Annotated in this window: 15 protein-coding genes; 10 read left to right on the forward strand and 5 right to left on the reverse strand. The window is 71.6% G+C overall.

Annotated elements, in window-relative coordinates; genetic code table 11:
- Positions 1-182 precede the first annotated feature (182 nt).
- Positions 183-1604 (forward strand): class I adenylate-forming enzyme family protein, encoded by a 1422-nt coding sequence (locus tag BKA18_RS28420; protein ID WP_366046623.1) that lies wholly within the window; start codon positions 183-185, stop codon positions 1602-1604.
- Here BKA18_RS28420 and BKA18_RS28425 read toward each other — a convergent pair.
- Entirely contained in the window at positions 1501-2229 is a 729-nt protein-coding gene (locus BKA18_RS28425) for a 4'-phosphopantetheinyl transferase family protein (protein ID WP_366046624.1), read from the reverse strand. The two genes, BKA18_RS28420 and BKA18_RS28425, sit on opposite strands and share 104 nt — an antisense overlap.
- 31 nt (positions 2230-2260) lie before the next feature.
- On the opposite strand from BKA18_RS28425, the gene BKA18_RS28430 reads away from it, so the two are divergent.
- From BKA18_RS28430 to BKA18_RS28470, 9 genes are read left to right on the forward strand one after another with little or no spacing between them, the layout of a single operon-like run.
- Entirely contained in the window at positions 2261-2533 is a 273-nt protein-coding gene (locus tag BKA18_RS28430) for an acyl carrier protein (RefSeq protein WP_006602552.1), read from the forward strand.
- The gene (locus BKA18_RS28435; protein WP_006602551.1) at positions 2530-2793 is read left to right on the forward strand and encodes a hypothetical protein; all 264 of its coding nucleotides are present in this window, start codon (positions 2530-2532) and stop codon (positions 2791-2793) included. Before BKA18_RS28430 ends, BKA18_RS28435 begins: the two co-directional genes overlap by 4 nt.
- On the forward strand, positions 2768-3919 hold the full coding sequence (locus BKA18_RS28440; protein WP_366046625.1) for a beta-ketoacyl synthase N-terminal-like domain-containing protein: 1152 nt from the start codon (positions 2768-2770) through the stop codon (positions 3917-3919). Before BKA18_RS28435 ends, BKA18_RS28440 begins: the two co-directional genes overlap by 26 nt.
- Positions 3916-4470, forward strand: coding sequence for a beta-ketoacyl synthase chain length factor (locus BKA18_RS28445; protein ID WP_366046626.1), 555 nt, complete (start codon positions 3916-3918; stop codon positions 4468-4470). Before BKA18_RS28440 ends, BKA18_RS28445 begins: the two co-directional genes overlap by 4 nt.
- A complete protein-coding gene (locus BKA18_RS28450) occupies positions 4467-5174 on the forward strand; it encodes a hypothetical protein (RefSeq protein WP_429638703.1) in 708 nt (235 codons plus the stop codon). Before BKA18_RS28445 ends, BKA18_RS28450 begins: the two co-directional genes overlap by 4 nt.
- Positions 5171-6628: a DHA2 family efflux MFS transporter permease subunit gene (locus BKA18_RS28455; protein ID WP_366046628.1), complete on the forward strand. Its 1458-nt coding sequence runs from the start codon at positions 5171-5173 to the stop codon at positions 6626-6628. The genes BKA18_RS28450 and BKA18_RS28455 overlap by 4 nt, the downstream gene beginning before the upstream one ends.
- Positions 6625-7647, forward strand: a complete 1023-nt coding sequence (locus tag BKA18_RS28460) for an AurF N-oxygenase family protein (protein WP_366046629.1) — start codon at positions 6625-6627, stop codon at positions 7645-7647. Before BKA18_RS28455 ends, BKA18_RS28460 begins: the two co-directional genes overlap by 4 nt.
- A 27-nt stretch (positions 7648-7674) precedes the next feature.
- Positions 7675-8400 carry a 3-oxoacyl-ACP reductase FabG gene (gene fabG, locus BKA18_RS28465; RefSeq protein ID WP_147244775.1) on the forward strand — a complete coding sequence of 242 codons (726 nt, stop codon included), beginning with the start codon at positions 7675-7677 and terminating at the stop codon, positions 8398-8400.
- Positions 8401-8436: 36 nt separating this feature from the next.
- Positions 8437-9369: an alpha/beta hydrolase gene (locus BKA18_RS28470; RefSeq protein WP_366046630.1), complete on the forward strand. Its 933-nt coding sequence runs from the start codon at positions 8437-8439 to the stop codon at positions 9367-9369.
- 317 nt (positions 9370-9686) lie between these two features.
- Here BKA18_RS28470 and BKA18_RS28475 read toward each other — a convergent pair whose 3' ends face one another.
- The 4 genes from BKA18_RS28475 to BKA18_RS28490 form a co-directional block, all read right to left on the reverse strand.
- Positions 9687-10280 carry a LuxR C-terminal-related transcriptional regulator gene (locus BKA18_RS28475; RefSeq protein WP_366046631.1) on the reverse strand — a complete coding sequence of 198 codons (594 nt, stop codon included), beginning with the start codon at positions 10278-10280 and terminating at the stop codon, positions 9687-9689.
- Positions 10281-11110: 830 nt separating this feature from the next.
- Positions 11111-13003 (reverse strand): ABC transporter ATP-binding protein, encoded by a 1893-nt coding sequence (locus tag BKA18_RS28480; protein WP_366046632.1) that lies wholly within the window; start codon positions 13001-13003, stop codon positions 11111-11113.
- Positions 13000-13434, reverse strand: a complete 435-nt coding sequence (locus BKA18_RS28485) for a lasso peptide biosynthesis B2 protein (RefSeq protein ID WP_006602541.1) — start codon at positions 13432-13434, stop codon at positions 13000-13002. The genes BKA18_RS28480 and BKA18_RS28485 overlap by 4 nt, the downstream gene beginning before the upstream one ends.
- Complete coding sequence (locus tag BKA18_RS28490; protein WP_366046633.1) at positions 13431-13685, reverse strand: lasso peptide biosynthesis PqqD family chaperone; 255 nt, start codon at positions 13683-13685, stop codon at positions 13431-13433. Before BKA18_RS28490 ends, BKA18_RS28485 begins: the two co-directional genes overlap by 4 nt.
- Between the last annotated feature and the right edge of the window lie 34 nt (positions 13686-13719).

Genomic DNA, 13719 nt, shown 5'->3' on the forward strand with positions numbered 1-13719 from the left:
CGGCGCTGGCAACCTCCAGTCCAGGTCACGATATCCCGGCGCACCTCGTTGTCGGCATACCTCTTTGGTGACATCCGATTGCCATTGAATGTCCCTGTCCCGAAGGCTAGTTTGAGGCGGTACCGAGGCCGATCCGGGGGGACCGGCGTTCATTCTCAGCTCTTCAGAATTCTGGAGCATCGATGATCACTGGGCAGGCGGCCGGACGCTCCGGTGCGACCGCGGGCTCCCGGACGCCGCACACCGACTGGGTCGACGACGTGCTGTTGCACGGGCCCGCGCACGACATCTGCCTCGTGCTCGACGCCGAGGTCGACCGGCAGAGCCTGCGCGCAAGGGTGAGGGGCCATCAGAAAGCCCTTGAGCGCGAGGGGTTGTGTCCAGGAGGCACGCTCGCGCTGCAACTCCCGCCCTCGCTGGAGTACGTGGCGCTGCTGCTCGCCGGATGGCGGCTCGGTGCCCAGGTGATCCTCCTGGACCACCGGCTGACCGCGGCGGAGACGGAGCGGGCCGTCACCCACACCGATCCGCAGCTGCTCGTCTCGACCCGGGAAGCCGCCAGCGCGATGCGCGGTTTCCACCGGGTGACCCCGGAATTCACCCGGCGATCCGAGGGCGGGCCGGCCCGTTCGGATCACGCGCTGGTCCAGCTGAGTTCCGGCTCGACCGGCCCGTCAAAGATGATCGGCAGGACGGCCGACGATCTCGTCACGGAATTGCAGAGGTATTCCCGGCTCGACGGAATGCCGCAATCCGGTGAGCAATTGATGGTCCTGGGTTCGCTCTCGCACACCTGGGGCCTGGTCGGCGGTCTGCTGCACGGCCTGCATGCCGGGGCGCGGATCGTCCTGCCGGCGCGGACCTCGGTGCGCGGCATCCTCGCCACGGTCGCCGACGCCCCGGTGCCCACCACGCTGCTCGGGGTGCCCGCCCAGGTGGCCCTGCTCGCCTCGGTCGAACGGCCGCCCCGACTACCGCGTCTGGTACGGATGATGACGGCGGGCGGCCGCACCCCGGCGAAGGTCGCCCGGGCCTTCACCGAGCGCTACGGGGTACCGCTCAGCCAGTGCTACGGCATGACCGAAACCGGCATGATCACCATGGACCTCTCCGGGAAGCACCACCCGTCGGTCGGCACCGCCGTCCCTGGCGTCCGGGTCCGGGCCGAGAGGGGCGAACTGCTCGTCGCGCTGCCCCGGTCCCCCTACTTCGGCGACACCTCGCCGGGCCGCTGGTCGGACGGCTGGCTGCACACCCTCGACGCCGGGGAGATCGACCCCGAAACGGGGCTGGTGACGGTCCTGGGACGGCTCGACTCCCAGGTGTCGATCCGCGGCCTGAAGGTGGACCTGACCGAGGTCGAGGAGACCCTGGCCGGGCTCGACGGCGTGACGGAGGCCGTCGTGCTCCACCAGGACGCGATCGACGCCTATGTGACCCTGGCACCCGGGGTCCCGCTGCCCCGGGTACAGCAGGAACTGGCCGACCGGCTCGCCTCCTTCAAGCTTCCGAGCCGCTGGTACGTGCTGCCCCGCTTTCCGCGGACCGCGACGGGCAAGCCGCGCCGTGATCCGGCAGTGCTGCGGGCGGCGGCGGCAGCGTGAGCACCTCCAGACGGCACCCGGCGGCCTCCGGCCCGCCCGCGACGGCCAGCACGAATCCTTCCGGGGCGGGGGGCAGCGCGATGTAGAACCGTGGGGAGCCGGGCACCGGCCCGAGGACGGTCCCGGCCGGAGCGCCGAGCCGTACCGGCCGGAGGAGACCGCCGTCGGCGAGCCCGGTGCCCAGCACCTTGCCGATGGCCTCCTTCTGCGTCCACATCCGCAGGAACTGGAGAGGCCGTTCCGCCTCGGGCCGGCCGGCCAGCCAGCCGGCCTCCCGCGCGCCGAACCAGCGCCGCGCCAGGGCAGCGGCCGGGACGGCACGGAGGCGTTCCACATCCACCCCCACCGGACCCCGCGAGCCGATCGCCACGGCGGACAGGCCCGGGACATGACTCACACTCGCATGCAGCCCGCGGGCGGCACCGCCGAGCACCGGACGGCCCGAGGGCTCCCGGTCCACCAGGACCTCTTCCGCGGGCACCCCGAGGACGGTGCCGGCCGCGGCGCGCAGCAGCGCAGCGCCGGCCGGATGCCGTTCGGCGGTCCGGGCCAGCAGGACCAGGACGCGGCCCTCGCGGGCCGGCAGCGGGGCGTGCGCACAGACATCAGACACAGCAGAAGACATCCGAATCATCCTGCGGACATGGGAGGCGTCAATGAGCGACACCATAAGCGAGTTCGTGCTGAGCACACTGGGCGAACTCAACTACGACACGAGCGGCGTCACGGACAGCACGCCCCTCGGCGACGGCGGTCTGGAACTGGAGTCGCTCTCGCTCGCCGAGGTCGCGATGCACATCGAGCAGCAGTACGGGGTCCAGTTCGACGACGAGGAACTGGAGAGCATCGGCAAGCTCACCTTCGGCGAGTTCCGCACGCTGATCGGCGAGCGCGCCCAGGGCCCGGCCGTGACGGGACCGGCCGCGTGACCGCTCAGGCCCCGCCGACCAAGGACGAGCTGGTCGAGCTGCTCGCCTCGTACGGCGACCGGCCGCCCGGCGACGTCCCCGACCGCGTCGATTCGCTGGAACTGGCCTGGATCATCCACTCGATGGAGGAGCGCTACGACGTGGAGCTCGACCTCGACGACGTCCAACTCGCGCGCATGGTGACGCTCGACAGCGTGCTCGACGTCCTCGCGAGCGCCCTGGGGGGTGAACCGCATGACCGCCCCGCGGCCCACCGCTGAGCGCGCGGCCGTCGTCGTCACCGGCATGTCGGTGACCACCGCCTTCGGCCGGGGAACGGACCGGCTGCGCGCGGCGCTTGCGGCCGGGCAGCCGGCCTTCACCGACGTGACCCGGTTCGATGTCGGCCGCCGGCGCGCCAAGCGGGCCGCCCACCTTCCGGGCTCCCCGGTGCTCCTGGACGAGCTGGGCGATCTCCTCACACAGGCGATCGGCCAGGCGGGCCTGGACGCGGCCGCGGTCGGGCAGACACCGCTGCTGTGCGCCCGGCACAGCGATCCGTCCTGGCCGCGCCGGCCGCAGGAGAGCCGGGCGGACGGCCACGCCGCGGCCACCGGCAGCGCGCTCGCGGCGCGCGCGGGGCTGCGTGACGCCCGCCGCACCTACACCAATGCCTGTGTGGCCGCGAGCACGGCGCTCGCCGATGCGGCCGCGTTGATCGCGTCGGGCCGCGAGGAGCGGGTGGCGGTGGCCGCCGGTTACCTCGTCGACGAGGACGTCTTCGCCCTGTTCGACGCGGGGCGGGCGCTCGCCGACGACGGCGCCCTGCGCTCCTTCAGCGCCGGCCGCCGGGGGCTGCTGCTCGGCGACGGGATGGCGGCCGTGATCCTGGAGTCGGCCGCCGCGGCCGAACGCCGCGGTGCCGAGCCGCTGGCGCGGCTGCTGGGCTGGGGCCGCGCCGGCGATGCCCATCACGTGTGCCAGCCGCACCCCGAGGGGCTCGGCATGGCCCGGGCCCTCACCGCCGCGCTGGCCCGGGCCGACCGCGCCCCCGAGCAGGTCGACTACCTCAACGCGCACGGCACCGGCACCTCGTACAACGACTCCGCAGAGGCCGCGGCCGTCCACCTCGCCTTCGGGGCCCATGCGCCCAAGCTGCCGGTGAGTTCCACCAAGTCGCTGACCGGACACACGCTGGAGGCCTCCGGGCTGGTGGAGTTCGCGGTGTCGGTGCTCGTCCTCCAGGAGGGACTGCTTCCCGTGAACGCCGGCTACACCGGCCAGGACCCGGCCTGCCGCCTCGACCTCGTGACACAGGTTCCGCGCAGGCTGAAGCCCGCGACCGTGGTCTCCCTCAACGCCGCCTTCGGCGGTGCCAATACGGCTCTGGTCCTGGGGGCGGCATGAGTAAGAGCACCGAGCAAGTCATCGTATGGGAGCGGGCCTCATGGCCCGGGCCGGACGGCGATGCTGCCGCGGGCCCGCGCAAGCTGCCCGGTTTCGTGGTGTCGTCGTTCAGCCCGCTCGTCGCCGAGGTCGCCGATCGCTGTCTGCGTGCCCACTACGGTGACCCGTCCGCGGCGGCCGGCCAGGGCGCCCGCACGGCCGTCGTGCTCGTCAGCCGGCTCGGCGACGTCGTCACCGACCGCGCGGTGGCCGCGGCGGTGGACGCCGGACGCCCGGTGCAGCCCCTGCTGTTCTTCCAGTCCGTGCCCAACTCGGTGCTCGGCCATGTGACCACCCAGTGGCAGCTGCACGGACCGGTGGTCTGCTTCAGCCCGGAGGGCGATCCCGAGGAAGCCGCGCTGGACTACGCCGACCTGCTCTTCGCGGACGACGAGGCGGACCGGGCGCTGCTCGTCCTGGTGGAACTCGCGACCGATCAGGGCGCGCCTGGTGCGGCGACCGCACTGTTGGTCGGCCCCGGGGACCGGGTGGCGGAAGGGGCGCATCCGTGACGGCCCAGGAAACCGGGAAGCCGGCCACGACACCCGTCGGCGAGCTGGAGAACGAACTCACCGTGGCCCTGCGGCAGTTCTGGTGGCTGCACGACGCCCGCTGGTACCAGGGTGTCAAGAAGCGCTTCGGCCAGGAGGTGGCCAACGAGATCAACGCGGAGGCCCTCCGGTTCGTCGGCCGGCGCGTCGGCTCGTGGTACGCGAACCGGGAGGGCACACCCGACGTGTGCTCCTCGGCCGCGTTGCAGGACGTGATCGAGACGATCACCCGGATCATGACCAACGAGGGGATGATGCGCTCCCACACGGAGCCGGACCCCGACGGGGGGCCGGGCATCCAGACCGTCATCACCGAACACTTCGCCCTGCGGATGCTGCGCGCCGCGCGCTCCCTGGAGGGGTACGACTGCCCCTGCCTCGACATGCGCGGCGGCTGGTTCGAAGGGCTCGGGGTCGACGTCCGCGACGAAAACCGGGAATGCATGCGGACCGGTGGGGCCGTCTGCCGTTTCCACACCGAATCCGTGCAGACCGCATCCGCGGAGACCGCATCCGCGGAGACCGCATCCGCGGAGACCGCATCCGCGGAGACCGCATCCGCGGAGACCGCATCCGCGGAGACCGCATCCGCGGAGACCGCATCCGCGGAGACCGAATCCGCGGAGACCGCATCCGTGGAGCGCAAGGAGTTGTACCGTTCATGACCGCCAGGCCCGCTCCGGCAGATCCGCCCGACCGTACGCCGTATGCCCGTCCGGGGCTGACCCTGCTCGTGGCGTGCGGCGCCGCCTTCATCGCCTTCCTCGGCGTCTCGGTGGTCTATATCGCCTTCCCCGAACTGCCGAAGAGCTTCCCCGGCTCCTCGCTGTCCTCCCTGTCCTGGGTCGTCAGCGGATACACGGTCGTCTTCGCCGCCGCGCTGGCGCCGGTCGGCAAGATGGCCGACGTCATCGGTCTGCGCACCCTGTTCCTGCTCTCGGTGACCGGCTTCACCGCGGCCTCCCTGCTGTGCGCGCTCGCGCCGACGGCGGAACTGCTGATCGCCTGCTGCGCACTGCAGGGGCTGTTCGCGGCCGGCATGATCCCGTCGTCGCTCGGGCTGCTGCTGGCCTCCCGGCCGCCGCAGCAGCGGCCGAAGGCCATCGGCCTGTGGGGCGCCAGCTCCTCGGCGGCCGCCGCGGTGGGGCCGCCGCTGGGCGGCTTCCTGGTGCACAGCTTCGACTGGACCGGCGTATTCCTGGTGAACGTCCCGCTCGGCGCGGCCCTGCTGCTCACGGCCTGGCGCGTGCTGCCCAAGCTGCGCACCGAGCGCGGCGGCCTGCCCGACCTGATCGGCATGCTGGCCCTGATGCTCGGCGTCGGCAGCCTGGTCGCCGGACTGACGAAGGGCAGCACCTGGGGCTGGGGCAGCGCCGCGTTCGTGGGGACCACCTTGGGCGGCGCCCTGCTGCTCGCGCTGGCGGTCCTGCGCTCGCGCCGGCACCGCGTCCCGGCGCTGGAACTCACGCTGCTGCACACCCGCAAGTTCGCGGTGGCCAATGCGACCTTCGTGCTCTTCGGCGCGGCGATGTACTGCTGGCTGATCGCGGCGCCGTTGTTCACCACCGAGATCTGGCACTACTCGCCGCTGGCGGCCGGACTCGCCCTGACACCGGGCGCGGTGCTGTCCGTGGCCGCCTCGGTGCTGGCCGGGCGGATGCCCCGCAAGCACCAGCGGACGGTGGTGGTGGCCGGCGCGCTCATGGTGGCCGTGCAGTGCGGCATCTGGGCGGTGGCCCTCAGGTCCCAGCCGGACTACCTCCTGGTGTGGCTGCCGGCCAACCTGATCGGCGGGGTGGGGATCGGTGCCGTGATGACCACGCTGTCCTCGGCGGCGGCCGGGGCGCTGCCCCCGCAGCGGTTCGCGGCCGGCGCGGGCCTGGCCATGACCTCCCGGCAGGTCGGCGCGGCCCTGGGCACCGGCGCCTTCGCGGCGCTGACGGCGGCCCTCGGCGGCCCCCAACTCGGCTCGTTCCGGCAGGTGTTCCTGGTCTGCACGGTGCTCTCGGCGCTGGCCGGAGTCGTCGCCCTGTGGCTGACGGACCCGGTGGCGCAGCCCGCGGCGGAGCCGTCCGCACCCGCGCGGCCCTTGTCCGAGGTACGAGGAGAATCACGATGAGCAGTCGGATGCCCGAAGAACTCACCGAGATCCAGCCCCCGGAGATCCCCGCGCACGACCCGGACGACCCGGTGGAGAACGCCGTCATCGCCCGGCTCGCGGGGAACTGGCACCGCCGGGCCGCCGTGAAGCGCGAAGAGCCCCGTCTCGCCGACCTGTTCGAGCTGGATCGCGACGACTACCCGGAGAAGATCCTTCCGTTCCGGGACCACCCCACGTTCCGGGCCCTGCCGCCCGAGGACCGCGCCCGCCTGCTGAGCTGGGCGTGGATCTCGTACAACCGCACCACGGTGCTGCTGGAGGGGCAGATCGTCAATCCCGCGTTCCAGCTCGGGCTCGACGGGAAGTTCCCCCGGCCCGTGGGCGAGTTGATGCAGCGCAGCCTGGCGCAGGCCATGGTCGACGAGCAGTACCACACCCTGATGCACCTCAACGCCAGCGCGGTGACCCGGCGGATGCGCAAGGAGGCGTTCGCCGACACCGCGCTGCCCAAGCCGCTCGTCGTACGGGAGCACGAGGCCCGCCTCGCCTCCTGCGCGGACGAGCGGGAACGCCGGCTGACCACCCTCGCCTTCGCCACCGTGGCCGAGATATCCATCAACGCCTATCTGAACCTGATAGCCGAGGACACCGAGATCCAGCCGGTCAACAGCGCCACGGTCCGCATCCACAACCGGGACGAGTACTGCCACGCCTCGATCTGCGCGGTGCTGGCCGAGCAGGTCCATCACGCACTCGGCGACGCCGAACGGCGGTTCTTCCTCGACTCCCTCGTCGCCGGTCTCGAAGCGTTCGTCGGCAACGACTTCCGGGCCTGGCACCGCATCATGGCCGAGACCGGCATCCGCGGCGGCCACGAGATGCTCGACGACATTCAGCAGGCCGGCGGACGCAAGCGGCTGGTGCAGGACTTCTCCGGGCTGCGGAAGCTGGTCGAGAGCCTGGATGCCGTCGACGACGTCGACTTCGACTGGTCCCGGAGCGTCACCGACTCCGATGCGCTCTCCCCCACCCGCTGACCCCCAGACCTCCGGGAAACGGACACCATGACTGACTCGACCGGACAGCCGGCCCGTACCGTGCTCGTCACCGGCGGCAACCGCGGCATCGGCGCGGCGATCGCGGAGGCCTTCGTCGCCCAGGGCGACCGTGTCGCCGTCACCCACCGGGGTTCCGGTGTCCCCGAGGGGGCCCTCGGCGTGACGTGCGATGTCACCGACACCGCCTCCGTGGACGCCGCCTTCACCGAGGTGGAGGCGGAGCTGGGCCCGGTGGGCGTACTGGTGGCCAACGCGGGGATCACCGCCGACGGCCTGCTGATGCGGATGAAGGAGGAGCAGTTCCTGCGGGTGCTGGACACCAACCTCGCCGGGGCCTGGCGCTGCGCCCGGCGCGCCGTCGCCCCGATGCTCCGGGCCCGCGGCGGCCGGATCATCCTGCTCTCCTCCGTGGCCGGTCTCCACGGCAGCGCCGGCCAGACCAACTACGCCGCGAGCAAAGCGGGGTTGGTGGGCCTGGCCCGCTCCCTGACCCGCGAATACGGTGCGCGCAACGTCGTCGCCAATGTGGTGGCCCCGGGCCTGATCGACACGGACATGACGGCGGCGCTGTCGGAGGAGTCCCGCCAGGAGAAGGTCCGCGGGATCCCCATGGGCCGCAGCGCCACCGCCGAGGAGGTGGCCGGCGCCGTGACCTGGCTGGCCGGACCGCAGGCGTCCTATGTGGCCGGTGCCGTGATCCCCGTCGACGGAGGCCTCGGAATGGGACACTGAGCCGCCACTCCACAGAACCGGAAAAGGAGCACCACCTTGTACGTTCATCCGGACCTTGAGCCGGTGCTGGCGGCCTTACCGGAGCGCAGCATGTTCGGCAACATCCCCCGGGCCCGGGAGGGCCTGCGGAGAGCGATGGCGACCCGCGCCCCCTACGACGATCCCCGCCTGTCCATCGAGGACACCGTCGCCCCCGGTCCCGACGACTCGAAGGTCCCGCTCCGCCTCTACCGCCCCACCGGTGCGCCGGGGCCACTGCCGGCGGTGCTCTTCTTCCACGGCGGCGGATTCGTCCTGGGCGACCTCGATTCGGGCGACCGGACCTGCGCCCACCTCTGTGTCGAAACCGGCGCCCTGGTGATCGCCGTCGACTACCGGCTGGCCCCGGAGCACCCCTGCCCGGCTGCGGTCACGGATGCCTGGACGGCGCTGTGCTGGACCGCGGCCCGCGCGACGGAACTCGGGGTGGACCCGGCGCGCATCGCCCTCTGCGGACACTCGGCCGGCGCCTGCCTGTGCGCCGGCCTCACCCTCCGCGCCCGCGACGAGGGCGGCCCCGCCCTCGCCTTCCAGCAGCTGCTGCTGCCCGCCTTGGACGACCGCGCCGACGGCGGCTCCCGTACGGAGATCGACGACCCCCGGCTGCTCAACGGGGCGTCGGTGACGCAGATCTGGCAGATGTACCTGGGCGCCGACCCCGCCGCGGCCCCGCCGTACGCCGTCCCCGCGCGGGCGACGGACCTCTCGGGACTACCGCCCGCCTACCTCCAGGTGGCGGGCGCCGACCCGCTGCGCGACGAGGGGCTCGCCTACGCCCGGAAGCTGATGGACCACCAGGTCGCGGCGGAACTCCACTTCGTCCCGGGCGCGTTCCACCTCTTCGAGGACTGGGCACCGACCACGGACCTGGCCCGCGCCACCGTCGCCCACTGGACCCGCGCCCTCCGTGACGCACTGGCCGAAAAGTGAACGGCTGGCGCGCGGGAAGGAAAGATATCGGGAACAGTAAAGTAAATTCCGTATGCCCCGGCCGGATCGTACGACGGCCGGGGCACGGAATCTCCCGTCGGAAAACATGCCGGTACCCCTACCGGATTTCCACGGAGGGTGACCCGCGGTACGCCGTCGGAGTAAGTATGGCGGCGGAGAATTCCTCTCCCGCCGAACGATGAGAACGATCCGTCGTTCGTTCTCCTGGAGTTAACCGATCCGCCCGGTAGTGAGGCCTCGTTGCCCCACCCGTGCCGAATCCGGTCAGCCGTTTTGATGCTCAGCCGATTCGGTGCTCAGCTGGCCCGGGGCCTCGGCTGCGGCACTGCCTTGTTCACCGCGTCCATACGCGAACGGGCATCGAGCTTGGCGAAGATGTTCCGCAGATGACGCTTGACCGTGCCCTCGGAGATGGAGAGCAGAGTGGCGATCTGACGGTTGCTCAACGCCCGTGCGACATGCTCCAGGATCTCCGTCTCCCGGCTCGTCAACGCCTCCCGCCCGCTCTCCTGCGTCTGCGTCCCCGCCCCCGTCTCCTGCTGCGCACTGGGCACGACGGCCTCGGCCGGGCCGGCCGCGTCCGCCGTGGAACCGGTCACGCCCGCTGCGCCGTCCTGCCCGCTTCCCCCTGCCTGTTCGCCGTCGGCGATGAGGTGTCCTGGTGGTTTCTGCGGAACTCCGATCCGGAAGTGGAGCCGGTCATTCGAGTTTCCGCGGACGAAGTACTGGTGAATCATTCCCGACGGAAGTGTCACGCTCAGGTGTGCGCCGGCCTCCCAGTCGAAGGATTCTTTTCCCGCGGGATCGACAAGAACGAGCCCTCGTACCCCCTCGCCCAGCCGCTCGGCCGGTTGCGCCAATAGTTCCCGATACCCCTTGTTCTGTCTCATATGAGCCTTCCCCCGCAAGTAGTCCGGCGTGTGCCGCCAGATGGTTCACGGCCATAATGCCTCTTCTGTCGTAACGGTGGCCTGAATTACCTCCGGTACTCGCGAAGAATGGCCGACTGCTGCCCTTGGGTGGCTCAACGCGTCCGGGCTCGTCAGGGAAGCGGCGAGCCAGGGAGGAGCCCTATTCCAGCCAGACTTCGGGGTACCCAGGAAGGCAGCAGGCAGGACGGATGCGTGTTCCCCTCCCGCAGAACCTGGCCGGATCCTCGCCACGGTTCCGGGAATAGGCCGGAGGCGCCCCGGCGCAGGGACCGCCCCGGTGGGGTCGCCCCGCGCCGGCCCCGCCGCCTGCCTCCCGCCTCCTGAACACGAACCGCGGTCCGTTACGGACGGTCGCCACGAGACTGCCCCGGGACGCGCCCCCACCTACGCCAACGTCCCGCCGACCTGGAGGTGTACTTCCCTGAGCCGCCGGTGAAGTTGGGCTTCACCTGGAAGGTGGGTGAACTCATTGTTGGCGGGGGTGCTGACGATTTCTATCCGGTCGGAGTTGGGCAGTGGGGGTGTGAAGACCGGTGAGCTGAAGTCTGATGCCGAGCCGTCGAGAATGACTTCGCCGAGGAGCCCGGAAAGCGTCAGCGCAGCACCGTCCAGTGTTCCCGTGACCGTGTCGCCGTCGCGGGACGTCCAGGCGCCTGGCCTTGCCCACAACTTCGCTTGCTGCGCTCAACCTCTCAGGGGGAGCGCAGGCCTGGCCCCGTAGCTGAGCGGCCTTCCTTCCAGCCCAGCCAGCTGGGAGGTACGCGCATCTCGTGAGATAGGGCCGTCGACTACGGCGTTCGAGGCCGCCTGTGCGCGGCCGTCGCCGCATGCGCCCCGGGCGTGCCGTCGGCCGGCCGGAGCATTTGGCCACAGGCCAGCGCGCGGTAGGAGGGACTGGTGGTCAGCAGTTCCTCGTGGGAGCCGGAGGCGACGGTGCGCCCGCCTTCCAGCACGATGATGCGGTCGGCGTGCCGGACGGTGGAGAGACGGTGCGCGATCACCAGCAGGGCGCATTCCTGGGCGGCTTCCTTCATCAGCGTGGTGAGCGCGGTCTCGTTGATGGCGTCGAGGTGGGAGGTCGGTTCGTCGAGGAGGAGGAGTGCGGGCCGGGCGAGGAGGGCGCGGGCCAGCGCGACCCGTTGCCTTTCGCCGGCCGACAGGGTGTTGCCGCGTTCGCCGAGTACGCCGGACAGGCCCCCGGGCAGTCGTCGGACCACCCCGTCGAGCTGGGCGAGTGCGACGACCCGACGGACCTCGGCCTCACTGGCGCCGGGTACCGCGTAGGTGATGTTGTCCCGGAGCGAGCCGTGGACGACATGGGTGTTCTGGTCGACGACGGCGATGCGTGCCCGGCATGCTCCGCGGCTCAGCTCGGCTGCGGGGCGACCGTCGAACAGCAGCGTTCCGGAGTCCGGCTCGTAGAACCTCGCCACCAGCGCGAAGATCGTGCTCTTGCCCGCGCCCGACCGTCCGACGAGAGCGACCTGTCCGTGGTGGGGGACGGTGAACGAGACACCGTCGAGCACCGTCCGGTCCGGGACGTACCCGAAACGGACGTCACGCAGAGCCAGGGCCGGCGTCTCGCCCCGCCCCGTCCGCTCAACCCGCCTGGGCACCGCAGCACGGGCGGCGCACACGTCCGACGCGGCCCGCTCCACGGCCTCCACGGCCTCCACGGGCTCAACCGGCTCAACGGGCTCCGCAGCCAGCCCCAGCGCCTGCCCGATCCGCTGATACGCCCCCATGCCGCGCTGCATCAGCCCGACCGCCCGGAAGACCGACGACAACGGCAGCACCAGGTAGGAGGCGTACAGCAGAAAGGCGACCAGGTCGCCGAGGGAGTTGGCGTGTCCGTTGACCCGCAGCCCGCCGATGACCAGGACGAGCAGGAAGGAGCCCTGGACGGCGAGTTCGACGGCGGGGCTCATCACCGAGGCGAGCTTCGCGGTCCGTACGCCGGCGTCGTACGCCGCGTCGACCCGCTTGCCGATGCGCGTCGCCTCGCGGTCCTCGGCACGGTGCACCCGGACCATCGGCAAGGCGCCGAGCGCGCGTTCCAGTTCGGCGGCGACGGCGCCGACGGAGCCTTGCATGTGTGCGGAGGCGGCCCGGATGCCTTTGAGCAGGGAGGCCACGATCACGGCGGCGGTGGCCACGGTCAGGGCGACCAGAAGCAGCAGCAACGGATCGATCCAGGCCATCAGGACGACCGCCCCGGCGGCGGCGAGGGCGCCGGTCACCAGGTCGACCAGCGCCTGGGACACGACGTCCCTGAGCAAGGTGGTGTCGGTGGTCACGCGGGAGATCAAGTCGCCGGTACGGTGCCGCTGGTACTGGTTCATCTCCAGCCGCAGCAGGCGCGAGATGAGGCTGTGGCGCAGTCCCCGTACGACGCCTTCACCCATGCGTTCCAGTACGAAGCGCCCCACCGCGCCGGTCGCTGCCTCGGTGACGAACAGCGTGGCCAGCAGGGCCAGTAGTGGCCAGAAGGTGTGCCCGTGTCCGCTGGCGTCGACGATCTTCCTGGCGACGAGCGGCTGGGCCAGTCCCAGGGCGGAGCCGGCCAGGGTGAGCACGGTGGCGACGACGACGGAGGCCCGGTGCCCGGTGGTGAGCCGGTACATGGTGGCGACCGCACCCCAGGTCGAACGGTCCGGTGTCGCCGTGGTGGCCGCGGTCATCGGGTGGGCCGGCCGACCGGTGCCACGGCGATGAGCGGGGTGAAGTAGTCGTCCGGCACCCCTTCGTCCACCGGGCGGGCATCGACCTCGATCCAGGCGTGCGCCGTGAAGGGCGGCACGACCCGCACCCCGGTGCACCAGGTCGGCCAGCTGCCGCTCAGCCGGCACAGCAGCGCGGCCCCCAGGGAGCGGGGCAGGCAACCGCGCGGCCCGGCGCAGCGCAGGCTGACCGCGCACATCGCGTCCCGGGCATTCTTGGCCTGGGCGGCGGAGGCCGGTACGGCTCCTCGGCGGACGAGGCCGAGGACGGCGCGGACGCGGTGCGGGGGCAGGAAGGACAGCGCGACGGCGGGCAGGAGGACGAGTCGGGCGGCCAGCCGCCGGGCGAAGGGGACTCCGGTGGGCCGCTCCAGTGCGCTCGGTGTCGTCATGCGGCCAGCCCCGACGCGCGCAGCTCCGCGACCAGGGTCGCGACGTCCTGCTCGGCGCGCCCGCGGTCGATGCCGAACTCGGCGATCAGCGCCTCGGCCGCCGCGGTTTCGTCGCCGCCCGCCAGCAGGGTGGTGACGATCAGGCCGGCGGTGGGGTTCAGCTCCCAGTACTGACCGTTGCGTTCGTCCAGCAGGACAGTGCCGTAGTCGGTCGCCGCCGTGGAGACCTTGTCACCGAACCGCAATGCCATGATGTCTACCTTTCGTGTCGGGGCGTGCAGCGAA

This window comes from Streptomyces auratus, from assembly GCF_050433025.1.
Taxonomy (GTDB): Bacteria; Actinomycetota; Actinomycetes; order Streptomycetales; family Streptomycetaceae; genus Streptomyces; species Streptomyces sioyaensis.